11 protein-coding genes are annotated in these 13518 nt (G+C 44.1%); 5 read left to right on the top strand and 6 right to left on the bottom strand.

All coding sequences use genetic code 11. From position 1 onward, the window contains the following. Positions 1 to 3: 3 nt before the first annotated feature. Positions 4 to 1137 (bottom strand): NTP transferase domain-containing protein, encoded by a 1134-nt coding sequence (locus BGP76_RS02965; RefSeq protein ID WP_119843539.1) that lies wholly within the window; start codon positions 1135 to 1137, stop codon positions 4 to 6. Continuing rightward, entirely contained in the window at positions 1130 to 1609 is a 480-nt protein-coding gene (gene moaC / locus BGP76_RS02970) for a cyclic pyranopterin monophosphate synthase MoaC (RefSeq protein WP_073119450.1), read from the bottom strand. The genes BGP76_RS02965 and moaC overlap by 8 nt, the downstream gene beginning before the upstream one ends. Positions 1610 to 1664: 55 nt before the next feature. Here moaC and BGP76_RS02975 point away from each other — a divergent pair, with 55 nt between their 5' ends. Next, positions 1665 to 2867 (top strand): molybdopterin molybdotransferase MoeA, encoded by a 1203-nt coding sequence (locus tag BGP76_RS02975; RefSeq protein ID WP_119843540.1) that lies wholly within the window; start codon positions 1665 to 1667, stop codon positions 2865 to 2867. Positions 2868 to 2916: 49 nt separating this feature from the next. Beyond that, on the top strand, positions 2917 to 3840 hold the full coding sequence (locus BGP76_RS02980; protein ID WP_119843541.1) for a mechanosensitive ion channel family protein: 924 nt from the start codon (positions 2917 to 2919) through the stop codon (positions 3838 to 3840). Between the two features lie 105 nt (positions 3841 to 3945). Here BGP76_RS02980 and BGP76_RS02985 read toward each other — a convergent pair whose 3' ends face one another. Further along, entirely contained in the window at positions 3946 to 5358 is a 1413-nt protein-coding gene (locus BGP76_RS02985) for an aldehyde dehydrogenase family protein (RefSeq protein WP_119843542.1), read from the bottom strand. Positions 5359 to 5577: 219 nt separating this feature from the next. Between BGP76_RS02985 and BGP76_RS02990 the strand changes: the two genes are divergently transcribed. After that, the gene (locus BGP76_RS02990; protein ID WP_073119443.1) at positions 5578 to 6372 is read left to right on the top strand and encodes a hypothetical protein; all 795 of its coding nucleotides are present in this window, start codon (positions 5578 to 5580) and stop codon (positions 6370 to 6372) included. A gap of 122 nt (positions 6373 to 6494) precedes the next feature. On the opposite strand, the gene BGP76_RS02995 is transcribed toward BGP76_RS02990, so the two are convergent. Next, positions 6495 to 9431 carry a DEAD/DEAH box helicase gene (locus BGP76_RS02995; protein WP_119843543.1) on the bottom strand — a complete coding sequence of 979 codons (2937 nt, stop codon included), beginning with the start codon at positions 9429 to 9431 and terminating at the stop codon, positions 6495 to 6497. 177 nt (positions 9432 to 9608) lie between these two features. Here BGP76_RS02995 and BGP76_RS03000 point away from each other — a divergent pair, with 177 nt between their 5' ends. Then, positions 9609 to 12017, top strand: coding sequence for a bifunctional UDP-N-acetylmuramoyl-tripeptide:D-alanyl-D-alanine ligase/alanine racemase (locus tag BGP76_RS03000; protein WP_119843544.1), 2409 nt, complete (start codon positions 9609 to 9611; stop codon positions 12015 to 12017). Here BGP76_RS03000 and BGP76_RS03005 read toward each other — a convergent pair whose 3' ends face one another. Continuing rightward, entirely contained in the window at positions 12018 to 12200 is a 183-nt protein-coding gene (locus BGP76_RS03005) for a hypothetical protein (RefSeq protein ID WP_119843545.1), read from the bottom strand. After that, positions 12197 to 12862 (bottom strand): tetratricopeptide repeat protein, encoded by a 666-nt coding sequence (locus BGP76_RS03010; RefSeq protein ID WP_158584022.1) that lies wholly within the window; start codon positions 12860 to 12862, stop codon positions 12197 to 12199. Before BGP76_RS03010 ends, BGP76_RS03005 begins: the two co-directional genes overlap by 4 nt. Before the next feature lie 58 nt (positions 12863 to 12920). On the opposite strand from BGP76_RS03010, the gene BGP76_RS03015 reads away from it, so the two are divergent. Beyond that, a complete protein-coding gene (locus tag BGP76_RS03015) occupies positions 12921 to 13418 on the top strand; it encodes a PaaI family thioesterase (RefSeq protein WP_255416046.1) in 498 nt (165 codons plus the stop codon). The last annotated feature ends 100 nt before the right edge of the window (positions 13419 to 13518 follow it).

A 13518-nucleotide genomic window follows, 5' to 3' on the forward strand; every position in this document is an offset into this window, starting at 1 on the left:
TCGTTACTTTATCTCTTTAATTGCTGCCTCGTACTCGTCAGGGGTATTTACATTTCTAAGTACAGAAGGATCATCCAGATGCACGAGTTCAATGTCCGTATTGATGAGGACTTTTCTGGGGCATGAATATCCCTGACTCAGGAACTGCAGTAAGTAAGGGTAAGATTTGGGCTCCCAGATGGTGATGAGGGGTTCAGGAAAATCCGTATCAGGGTTATAAAATGCAGTAGCGACCTTTGACGGATTTCTTTTTTTGATCAATAGATCGATGACTTCATGAGTGAGAAAGGGTTGGTCACATGCTGTCACGAGCCATGCAGCATTCGGGTCATGTCTAAATGCCGATAAAATGGCTCCATAAGGCCCTAGTCCTGTAAAAGTATCCTTGATACTGTCCTTCTCTTCTGCTTGATCTTCTCGGATCGCGAAAAATGCTTTTTGCGTAGCATCGGAAAGTAGGTCGAGCATGTGTGTTTTTTGACTTTTCCCGTGGTAGTTGATTTGGGATTTATCTTTTTGCATGCGCTCACTTTTTCCTCCAGCGAGGACTAACCCATTGAGAGGAGCGATCGACTGTTTTAGTTGTTGGTCTATCCACTGTGTCAGCTGACTCAGGTCGTTGATGAGGTAGGTTGGGATTTGGTCGATGTTTTCTATATGATGACGGAGGTAATCAGGAATGATAGATTCTCCTTCCGGCAGCAGAATGAGTACGACGTTCGTTAGCTTGTGTAGCTTTTTTTCGAGCGATTTTCGGGAGTCGATTACGACGATTTGTTGTGATGCTTCGAAGTGATTGCCGTTGACGATTACTAACTCTTGGTCATTGAAGTAGGGACGGAAAAGCCACGGGTTCATGGCAGATCGTGTGTCAAATCTATGGAAATTGATCTTGTCAACGTACTCTAGTTCATTGCCATGGTCAAGCGATGTGCCAGTGAGAGTACTGTCATCTGCGCTCTTGTGATCTGCATCGACATAGGCAATGCTGTATTGATCTGCGAGAGCTTCGCTGATGGTTTGGCTTATTTTTTTGATTTCTTCGCATGGAGTGCCCAATATAGCTAACTCCTGTCGCGCAAACTGACCGTAGTTTGGTTTGGTGATTTTGGCGTGCTTTTGGTGTTTTTTACTCATGATGAAAATCCTTTTTGCCTCCTGTTTTGGCGATTAATCGCGTCTCGCGGATGACTATGTCGTGTGACATGGCCTTACACATGTCATAGATGGTGAGGGCTGCTATACTCGCTCCAGTTAATGCTTCCATCTCTATGCCTGTTTTGGCAGTGACGCTGCAGGTACACCGTATGACGATCTCTTTGTGATCAACTTTGATTTCTATGTCACAGCCATCCATGCCGATAGGGTGACATAGGGGGATCAATTCTCCTGTTTTTTTGGCAGCCATCGTGCCTGCAATAATGGCAGTATGAAACACTGGGCCTTTTTTGGACTGGATGTCACCGTCCTCGATGAGTGCTAGGATTTCGTCTGATACTACGACGATGGATCGCGCGGTAGCGCTGCGGCGGGTCACTTTTTTTTCTCCCACATTGACCATAGCGGGAGCATTGTTGTCATCGATATGTGAAAGTCCTGACTTTTCCATGATTGCAATGTGTTCAGATGTGTTAATTTTAAATTCAAAATTATAAGATCATTGGATGATTAGTGTCGAAGAAGCTAGAAATATTATCCACGCACAAGCTCCAGAGTGGGGCGAAGAGCGTGTGCTATTGCATGAGAGTATCGGTCGCGTATTGGCTCAGCCGGTGGTAGCAGATAGAGATTTTCCTCCTTTTCATCGCGTGACGATGGATGGGGTTGCGATACGTTATGAGGATTTCAAGCGAGGAGAAAGAAACTTTAAGGTCGTCGGTACCCAATATGCTGGTGAAGAGAGTCGGGCTGTTTCTAACCCTGGAGAATGTTTGGAGATCATGACAGGAGCAATGCTGGATGCGAGTTGTGATGTGATCGTACGCTACGAGGACGTAATGTTTGAAGATAAGAGCGACGGGAAGTGGGCGCATATCAGTGACGAAGAAGTGTTTCGATTTAAAAATGTACACCAGCAGGGTTCGGATCAGCAGACAGGAGAGGTTCTCGTAGAGTCAGGGACTCAAATTCATACAGGTATCGTAGCGATTCTAGCCACTGTAGGGCAGGAGCAGGTGACAGTGAGACGTTTGCCCAAAATAGCTGTTGTATCCACAGGAGATGAATTGGTAGAAGTTGGTGATACGCCTCAAGCTTATCAAATACGAAAGTCTAATGTGACGATGATCGTGGCGAGCTTGATGCGTCAAGGAATAGCCTGTCAGGCATTTCATCTCAATGATCGTGTGGAGGAACTGGAAAGAGAACTGCCGGGTCTTTTAGAGGCGTATGATGTGCTGCTGCTGAGTGGTGGGGTATCGAAAGGGAAAGCGGATTATTTGCCCGAAGTACTGGAGTCACTGGGTGTGCAGAAGGCATTTCATCGTGTGGCGCAGAGACCTGGGAAACCGTTTTGGTTTGGTAGTTATGGAGAGAAAGCTGTATTTGCTTTTCCAGGCAATCCGATATCTACGTTGATGTGTTTTCAGGTCTATTGTCTGCCATGGATTCATCAACACGCGGGAGTACCTAATTTAGGACTAACCGCAGTGTTAATGGAAGATTTTGTGTTCAAGCCTGATTTGGGATATTTTTTACAAGTATCGGTAAGCCATGAGGGAGGACAGTGTCGCGCGACTCCTGTGCAGGGTAATGGCTCGGGAGATTTGGCTACCTTGGCGAAGGTAGATGGTTTTATATACCTACCAGCAGGTCAAATGGTGTACGGAAAAGGAGACGTCTTTCCTTACTATCCGTTAGGACTTTGACAGGAGTCTTACTAATTTCAATTCCATATCAACTACAAACTATCTCGTCATGGAAGAAATTAAACTCGATAAACCGCTCGAAACAATAATAGGAAAGTTAGAGTCATGGTACGATGCATTTATCTCGATGTTGCCTAATATGGCAATGGCACTAATTGTCTTTTTATTCTTCTTGGTACTGGCACGATTGGCCAGAAAAGTATTCTCTAGATTGTTTGAGAAAACTTCTACGAACAAGGCATTGGAGAGCTTGTTTTCGACTATCATATATTATACTGTGATGGGGCTGGGGTTGTTTATTATCCTCGGGATATTAAAATTGCAAACGGCGGTGACCTCACTGCTCGCTGGGGTAGGGGTGATTGGTCTGGCGTTAGGGTTTGCCTTTCAAGACATAGCTGCCAATTTTGTGTCAGGGATTATATTGGCATTTCGTACGCCCTATCTTATTGGAGACATTGTGGAGATTAATGGTATCACTGGGACTGTCAAGGGGACAAATTTGAGGGTGACGATCATTGAGTCTTTTACTGGGCAAGAGACCTATGTACCTAACAAAGAAGTTCTGGCTAACCCGATTACGAATTTTTCTGTAATGAAGAAAAGAAGAATTGATTTATCTGTGGGAGTGTCTTACGCAGAGGATTTGGATAAAGTGGAAGAGATTGTACTCGAAGTGTTCAATTCGATGGACGGAGTTATTCATAAGGATCAAATGTTCTTTGACTATGAAGAGTTTGGGGGCAGCTCTATCAATTTCAATATTCGATTTTGGATCGAGTTTCCAGCTGGTCCAGGTTATTTGGTGATGAAGACTAGAGCCATCAAGGCCATCAAAGTAGCTTTTGATAAAAACGATATTTCTATTCCATTCCCTATCCGAACTTTGGATTTTGGTATCAAAGGAGGGAAAACCTTGTCAGAGATGAGAGTAGCAACTGAGGGTGATGAAAAAGCGGATACAGGAGCTTAACTAAACGGCATTGAATTCAGGTCAAAACCTGTAGTAGTTGTTTTATGGGTTTAGATTTCTTTTTCGGTTGTGATTCGCCTGGGTTACATGTTGCTTTTGAGGATTCTAGAAATACCTGGTCATAAAATCCAGCACCTTTTTTTTGAAATTCCCGATTGGTGGATAGAAGAGCATGGCGTTGGTGAAGCCTACACGTTGTTTGAGCACGGACTTTTGGTTGGTGAATTCCAGGAAACCATAGTGTCCATGAGCTTTGCCTATACCGCTTTGATTGACCCCTCCGAAGGGGAGGTTGGGATGAGCGTACTGGAGTACTACATCATTGATGACCATAGAGCCAGCGGTGGTCTCTTGCGTGACTCGCTCTTGCGCGCGTCGATCCTTGGAGAACAAATAGAGGGACAGCGGTTTGTCATTTGCACGGATGTGTTCGATGACGTTTTCTAGACTATCATAGGTTTGTATAGGCATGATTGGCCCGAATATTTCTTCTTTCCAGATCGATGAGTCAGTAGGTATGTCGATCAGTAGAGTGGGTTCTATAAAGCGACTTTCTAGATCATATGTGCCGCCTATAGCGATTTTAGCTCCTTCTTGTAGTGCTGATTCCATGAGGTCTATGATGCGCTGTGTATGTCGTGGATTGACGATACGGGCATAGCCAGAGGATTGACGCATTCCCACGGAAGAGGGATCAAAGAGTTTTCTGATGTGTTTTTTGGCAGAAGCTAAGAAATTTTCCAACTGAGTGTGATGTACAAATAGGTAATCGGGGGCGATGCAGGTTTGTCCGTTGTTGGTGAAGCGTCCCCAGATGATTTTTTTTGCTGCATCGTCTACGTTGGCCGACTCATCGATGATTACGGGAGATTTCCCGCCTAATTCTAGGGTCACTGAGGTGAGGTGCTTTGCAGCTGCTGCCATCACGATCTTCCCTACAGGTGTGCTGCCCGTAAAAAATATGTGATCAAAGGGTAGCGATAGCAAGGTCTGTGTTTCGTCAATCGCTCCTTCCACGACGGTGACCCAGCTAGGGTCAAAGAGCTCACGTACCATTTCGGAGATGAACCGCGAGGTGGTAGGGGTGTTTTCGGAGGGTTTTAGGATGGCGGTATTGCCCGCAGCTAGACAGCTCACCAAGGGACCTACCGTTAACTGAAAGGGGTAGTTCCATGGTGCGATGATTAAGCAGCGTCCCTTAGGTTCATATTTGATTTTTCCTTGCGTGCCGATGTAGGTTAGTCCTGAGCTGACTCGTCGCTCTCTTGTCCATTCGCTAAGGTGCTGGAGCGTATGGCTGATTTCAGCCATGACGGGAAATATTTCGGAAATATCTGCTTCTAGTTGTGGTTTGTGCAGGTCTTGGTATAGTGCCTCATAGATGCGTGACTTGTTGTCTAGTATCCACCTTTTGAGTTTGGAGAGTTGTGCTTTTCGTTCGCTGATGGGAGCGCTTCGTAGTGCCGTAGCTTTGTTTTTTTGGGAATCAAAAAGAGTTTGGATGGAGCTAGATGTCATGTTGTTTTGGGATTGAAACGTTGCAAAATCTGTAAGCAGAAGTTAATGTATCTTGAAGAATTAGCAAGTTGGATATAGGGTTTTGCAGTGCGTTTTGGTTAAAAAGCTCATTTTTTAACTCCAATTAGGTGTTTTGCGTATAGATTTAGTGTGTTAATACGGTTAACATTGTGATAACATTAAATTAACTATATTGAGATAGATTCCACTCGAAAACAGATGAAAACAGTTTTTAAAACCATACCGATACTATTAGTCTTTTTGCTCCTGAGAGTAGAAATGATGATGGCTGTAGTCCCGACGGGTGATACGAAGCTGGCACTATTTATACGTGACGATTTTGATAGCTTTTCTCATGAAGAGTTCGTGAGTTTCGAAGCGACCTATCTTGATATGTTGAGCAAACTAAGAGAGAAGGATGAGTCGATGAAGTCTGATGAGGCTTTTTTGAAATTCATGTTTTACAAAGTGCACCGTAAGTTTTTGAAAAGCTATGAGCAGCAGGTGTTGTTCAGTGAGATATTTCGCCCGTCTGGTAAGTATGATTGTGTGACGGGATCTGCGCTGTTGGCGTTGTTTCTTGATGATCTCGGTTATCATTACCGTGTGGTCGAGACGGACTATCATGTGTACTTGATGGTAGAATCTGGGGGTAGGGAGTTTATGATGGAGGCCACCGATCCGTTGAATGGTTTTGCTTCGGATAAAGAGGAGATCAAGGAAAGAAAGCAAATCGTACTAAGCGATGCACAGCGAATTAATGAAAAGTTGGCCATGTCTGGTGTATCAAGCGATTTCAGCATGGGGTCACCCAAACAAGTAACTGTGATAGATAATGAAGTAGGTATGAAGGAACTTGCTGGTCTGCATTATTACAACCAAAGCCTTCGGGCTTACAATAACGAAGATTTACGTAAAGCCTATAAATATATCACGGTAGCGCAGGGTATTTATCCTTCTAAGCGTATCAAGAACGCCAGTTCTTTCATTTTTGCAATGGCTTTTTCTAATTAATAGTCTACATTTTTTAATGAGGTCTGGCTACTAGGTCATTTTGTCTAGAATATTTCGTCCTTTGGTCACGGTTTTATTGATTCAATTTCAATCCATAATTAGGCGTTGAATTAGAGAGTTGTTTAATCTAATAAGCCTACTAAGTCGTCTTTGGATAGGTTCTTTACGAAACTCTCTTCTGTTGTGATCAAGTCTGCTGCCAGTTGTTTTTTGGACTGCTGGAGGTGCATTATTTTCTCTTCTACGGTGTTTTTGGTGATGAATCGGTAAGTGAATACTTTGTTTTTCTGACCGATGCGGTGCGCACGGTCTATGGCTTGTGCTTCGATGGCAGGATTCCACCAGGGGTCTAATAGGAATACATACTCGGCCTGTGTTAGATTGAGGCCTAGCCCGCCTGCTTTGAGGGAGATCAGGAATACCTGTATCGTAGGGTCGTTTTGGAACTTCTCCACTTGGCCTTGTCTATCCTTGGTCGTACCATCTAGGTAGGTATATTGTATTTTTTGTCCATCTAGGTACTTGGATACGATTTTGAGATGCTTCACAAACTGTGAGAATACCAGTATCTTTTGATCTTTCTTTATGGCATTTTCTAGCATGTAGCTGATGTCTTCTAGTTTGCCAGATTCCCCCTCGTAGGTTTCATCTGCTAGGAGCGGGTGATTGGCGATTTGCCTTAGTTTGGTAAGTCCCTGCAGGATCATAAACTGAGACTTGCCCAGACCACCTGCATCGATCTCCTTCATGATTTTGTCACGGTAGGCAGATTTTACTTTTTCATAGGCTTCTTCTTGTTCTGCACTCATGGTGCTGTAGCGTACGTTTTCAATTTTTTCGGGTAGGTCAGTGGCGACTTGAGATTTGTTTCGTCTTAGCAGAAACGGTTTGATGATCGAATACAGCTTTTTGGTACTCGCTTCGTCTTTCTTCTTTTCGATAGGAAGTTGATACTGTTTTTTGAAGAATGATTTGGTTCCCAGTAGGCCTGGATTGACAAAGGACAGTTGAGACCAAAGATCCATGGTGGTGTTCTCTATCGGTGTACCTGTCAGGATCAGTTTGTTAGACGAGTAGAGCTCTCTGATGCTCTTAGATATGATCGAATCAGGGTTTTTGATGACTTGAGATTCGTCCAATATGATGTAGTTGAAATGAAACTCTTTGAGGAGATCGATATCTTGCCGAATGATTCCATAAGAGGTCAGTACCAGGTCATACTTAGAAAAACCCTTGATGTTTTTTTCTCTTTTTCCTCCAGTATAGTTGAGGATTTTAAGTTTAGGAGTGAATTTCTCGGCTTCTTTCTCCCAGTTGTATATCAGAGAGGTAGGCATCACCAGAAGGCTGGTGCCAGCCTCTTCTTCACTGTGCACTGACTGTAGGAGAGCTAGTGTCTGTACGGTTTTACCTAAACCCATATCATCGGCTAGACAACCTCCCAGACTATAAGATCGTAAGAAGCGCATCCAGTTGTATCCGGCTTTTTGATAAGGTCTCAGATCTCCCATGAACCCCTGTGGAATCTCAAAGTCATCGATCTTATCAAAGTCCTGTAATTTTAATAGTTTGCCTTTAAGGTTGATCTGAGCTAGATTGGATTCAGTCAGCTCTTTGACTAGAGAGATGTGATGCTTTTGTAGTTGTAGCTCTTCGGCATTTCCTTCATCACTGAAGGCCATGAGCTCTGCATATTGTTCGAACCATGCATCGGGGATCACCGCAATCTCACCGTTAGGTAGTTCGATTTCCTTGATATTCTTTAGTATGTAGTTTCGGATGACTTTGAATGGGATTTCAAATTCACCGAATTTGACTATCGCGTGGATGTCAAACCAGTCGATATTCTCTTTGATTTCCAGTGTCATCTCCGACTTGCCTATGAAATATCGCTTGATGCTTTTTCCATTTTGTACCAGCGAGATGCCAGCATCTTGTAGGAATTTTTTGGTGTCTTCTATCCATGAGAAAGCTTTACCCAGAGGAACTGTCACTTGAGAGGATCTTAGTGCTAGCCCTGATTCTTCGAGGAACTTGAGGTATTTCTTTTCTTGCGTGATATTTCGGCGGATACGGTAGAAGGTATAGTCGTCATCTTCACTCTCCACATGCACATTGACTTCTTTGAAGTGATCTGCTTTGTAACTGTGGTTCCCATATTTGAACTTGAGTTCAAATAGGATTTTACTCTCTTGGAGCAGATCGGTATTGGCGTTTCCATTAGAGCCGAAGAGCTCCATAGATTGGCCATTTGTACTGGCGAGTTCGGAGAAGTATAGCGTCGGCTTCAAGTCATGATGCTCTGTTTTGATGTCAAACCCCTTGGCATAGACATCAAAAGATGCAACCAACGGTGCGACGAATTTTCGATAGTAGCTATCCTCTATTTTTTTAGGGACGGCTATGAATTTCTTGTTGAGGAAAGGCTTTAGCTTGTTGGCATCTACGTTTTTTTGAAAACTATATAGCTTGTTTTCAATGACGATAAACGCAGGGTCATTGCAGAGGATGTATGCTCCTTTGTACTGAAACTCTATCTTTTCGTCTCGATGTTTTATTGTCGGGAAGTAATGCGTGTTCTCCTCGTTTCGTCTGAAGTGAAACAATACGGAAGCCTCATCCTCAAGTACCTCGATTTCTTTCCAAGCTGGCTCACCATCATTTCCCATCTCAAAGAGTCTCTTGCCCTTTATGAGCGGCATGATTTTCGCCCTTCTCCTCTCTACATAAGCCCGTATCTCATCTTGTTTGGTTTGGTCTCCATTCTTTGGGTCAAAGACTTTGAGGAAGTAATCGTCAGGTTTTATTCTCTTCTTTTCAAAGTGTTTGACGACAGTGTCGGCTTGCATAGAGTCCATTTGTTTGATGAGCTCATAGTCTGCCTCGTCTAGTCCATCAGCGAACTCCGCAGCGTTCATAGCAGAGATGTTCTGATGAGCAAAAGTCAAGCGTCCCTCCGCATCCTTCTGAATCACAAAGGATTCGAAAAGATAGCCTAGATACTGGTGATCAAATAGGGTGTATATAAGTTGAAAAGGTTTGTTAGGAGAGACTTTCATCTACCGACAATCACATTAAATTGATACTGGATTCATATCGAATCAATCTTGCAATTTACTCCAAAATGCGAAACGGGAAACAAAAACATTGTGAAATTTTGGTCGTCAGATATTGAATAATTACAATTAAATTGGGACGGTAAATAACGTCATTCAGATCATCAATTAGCAGTGTATATGAAGTTCACAGAGTTAGAAAAAATAGGGAAGGGTAAAATCACTAAACTGTCCAGAGATGCCGAAATTAAGGAGCTCGTGACCGATACCCGTAATATTTCTATTCGCTCTGGTGTGTTGTTTTTTGCGATTGAGGGGATCAACCATGATGGACATGAGTTTGTGCAAGAAGCCTACGACAAAGGGGTACGTTGCTTTGTGGTAGAGAAGGAAATCAAATTACCCGATGATGTGAACATACTGGAGGTGCGCCATTCGCTCAGTGTGATGCAATGGATCGTGACGTATCATAGGTTGCTTTTTACCTATCCTGTGATAGGAATCACAGGCAGCAATGGCAAGACGATCGTCAAGGAATGGCTGGCGCAGCTGCTGGATTATAAATTTAAGATCGTTAAAAGCCCAAAGAGTTATAACTCACAGCTCGGAGTGCCTCTGTCGGTGTGGCAGATGTCGGATCAGCACAATCTGGGAATCTTCGAGGCGGGAATATCTGAGCGTGGAGAGATGGCTCGTTTAGAACCGATGATCAAACCCACACTAGGCGTATTTACCAATATAGGTGAGGCGCATAATGCTGGTTTTGAATCTCTCCAGCAGAAGGCCAATGAAAAGGCGCAGCTCTTCGCTGGTTGTCAAAAGGTGATTTACAGTGCTGCGTATCCTGAAATCGAACAAGCACTTGAATCCGTAGTTTCGGCTGATACAGAGTTGATTCCATGGACCGTTGAGCGTCAAGAAAAAGGAGTGGTTGTGATGATTATAGGAGAGCAAATACTCTCCTTACGTCTTAAATTCTCTGATCCAGCCTCGATAGAGAATTCACTCCAATGTGCAGCAGTACTACATGTGATGGGGTTCGGGGTGGAGATGATACAGACGCGACTCGATACCTTGTCGTCGGTGAAAATGAGGCTTGAGATGAAACAAGCAGTGAACAGATCCTATGTGATCGATGACACTTACAACAATGACCTGTATGGACTAGAAGTTGCGTTAGATTTTCTCCATCGCCAAAACCAAAAAAGTAAGAAAACTGTGATCCTGTCAGACCTTTATCAAACGGGTCTATCATCAGATGCACTGTACCAACGCATCGATGACCTGATGCGCAATTTGAACATTCATCGTTTGATTGGTGTGGGAACAGAAATCTCCGAGGCGAGAGGGTTGTTTCATACGCAGGCAGAGTTTTTTGCGAGTACAGATGCGTTTTTGTCATCTGATTTTCAGGTGCAGGATGAGATTGTACTGGTGAAAGGAGCAAGGGATTTTCAGTTTGAGCGAGTGGTAGAGAGACTAGAGTACAAAGCCCATGGCACGATCATGGAGATCAATATGGAGTCTCTCACCAATAACTTGAACTACTACCGGGCGAGGCTGAGACCAGAGGTCAAGTTGATGGTGATGGTAAAGGCATTTGCTTACGGTGGAGGTAATTTTGAGATTGCTAACCTGTTACAGTTTCACAAGGTAGATTATCTCGGTGTGGCGTATACGGACGAGGCTGTGGAGCTTCGTAAGAGTGGGATTCATCTTCCGATTATGATCATGAATGCATCACCTGATTCATTTCGGTTTTTGAAGGAGTATAATCTAGAGCCTGAGATTTATTCCTTAGAGCAGTTGTTTGATTTTAATGACTTCTTCGAAGGGGAGGAGCAAGTCCCGGCTATTCACATCAAGCTGGAAACAGGGATGAATCGCTTAGGTTTTAAATCTGAAGAGCTCAAGCGTCTCGTCGAGGTACTGAAACTGCACAAGAGGATCAAAGTAAAGAGTATCTTTAGCCATTTGGCTGGGAGTGAAGATCCACGCCATCGCGACTTTACCTTGAAGCAGGGACGAGTCTTTGAGGAGATGAGTGACCTGGTGATGAAAGCACTTTGGTACAAACCGCTGCGGCATTTGGTCAACACGGCTGGGATAGACAATTACAAAGCTTTTCATTTTGATATGGTGCGCTTAGGGATAGGATTGTATGGATTTGATCCTGTGATGTCGGAGGAGCAAAAGCTAAGTATAGTGAGTACGCTCAAAGCACACGTATCTCAGGTGAAGCACATCAAAGAAGGGGAATCTGTCGGCTATGGACGGCTTGGGTTTGCGAAGCGGGACATGAAAATAGCGATTGTGCCTATAGGTTATGCGGATGGCTATGCACGTGCCTTTGGTAACGGGGTAGGTAAGATGTCCATCGCAGGGCAGTGGGTGCCTACGATTGGGAATGTATGCATGGATATGACCATGCTAGATGTATCTGCCGTAGAGATCAAGACTGGAGACGAAGTAGTCGTCTTCGGCGAGAGTCCTACCATTCAGGACTTGGCCAGTTGGATAGGTACCATTCCTTATGAGATTCTGACCAGTATCAGTCAGCGTGTCAAAAGAACCTATGTTTCGGGTTAGTTAGCCACCACAGCCCATAATTTTTTTTAGATCTATATCAGGGAGTCCTAATTGTGTCGTTTCATCATCCTTGTCAGAGGGGTTGTCTGCTTTTTTTGTTTCGGAAGCGTCCTTTGATTTGGGGACATGACTGTCTTTCTTGCTTTGCTTTTTCTTCTCGCTATTCTCTTTTTTAGTGGTCATGGGCAGTATCTGTCTATGTATTTTTGGGACATTTTGCTACCGAGTTCTTGCGCTTTGTAGAAGTCTTGGCAAGCCATGTCGTATTCCTCCCTGTTCTTATACGCAAGTGCGCGGTTGTGGTAGGCGATAAAGCTATCTTCATTCGCATCAATGACCCGAGAAAAGTCGTTGATAGCAGAGCGATACATGCCCGCCGAGAAGTAGGCATTGCCACGGTTGTAGTAGCAGTTGATCAGATCAACAGGTATGTCAGAGGTGTCGTTGGCACGGATGGCACTACTATAGTTGCGTGCGGCTAGTTCGAAATACTCCATCTTGAAATAGATATTTCCTGCTAAATAGAACATGTCTGCTTGATCTGGTGCCAGCAATAGTGCGGTCTCTATGTCTTTTTGCGCCTCGCTGAATCGGTCGATTCGCAGTAGTGCATTGGCACGACCAACGAAACTGTCAGCATTGCCATCGTAGCTATCTATCGCTAGATTAAACTGCGAGAGCGCATCTTCGAATTGCTCTTGGCCAATCAGGTCCCAGCCATTAGAAGTGTGCTGCTGGTTGGAATTGTAGTCATCCTCATCTATGACAGTATCCTGTGCTGTACTGCTACTAACTGCCAATAGGACAATGCAACCCGTCATCCATCCAATGTATCTCCTTCTCATAGCCATTTGTTTTGTATGGATGCTTAAATTAGCAAAAACTGATAACCCAACATTAATAATGAGTGAACTAATTGAAAAAAAATACTTTCAGGATTACATGCCCGAAAATGTATGCTTCGGCTGTGGGATCAACAACGACCAAGGGCTGCATGTCAAGAGCTATTGGGAGGGAGAAGAATCCGTTTGTAGGTGGGATTCGGAGGAGAAATATCACGGGTGGTCTGAATTGATGAACGGAGGAGTGATAGCCACGCTCGTTGATTGTCACTGTATGTGCACGGCCATGGCGTATGCGTATCGCCAAGAGGGGAGAGCGCTCGGTTCCTTGCCAGAGTATCGTTACGCTACAGGAACCTTATCTGTCAAGTATCTGAAGCCTACCTCCAACAATGATACCGTGGAGCTGCGTGCTCGTGTGGTAGAGGTCAAAGGCAAGAAGACGGTCTTGAAGTGCGATTTTTATTGTCTCGGAGAGAAAACCGCTGAGGCGGATGTTGTCGCAATCCGAGTCTTTGATAGTAGTCAAGATGGGGGAGGCAATGTTTTTAAATCCTGAGACCATGAGTAGTGTGGTGAGTGCTGGTTTTGGGGGCAATCCAAAGGTGCTATTGGAGAGGGTGAAAAAAGTTTCAATCGGAAAAATCAGATAATCAATA

The sequence above is a fragment of the Reichenbachiella sp. MSK19-1 genome, from assembly GCF_003590315.1.
Classification (GTDB): Bacteria; Bacteroidota; Bacteroidia; order Cytophagales; family Cyclobacteriaceae; genus Reichenbachiella; species Reichenbachiella agariperforans.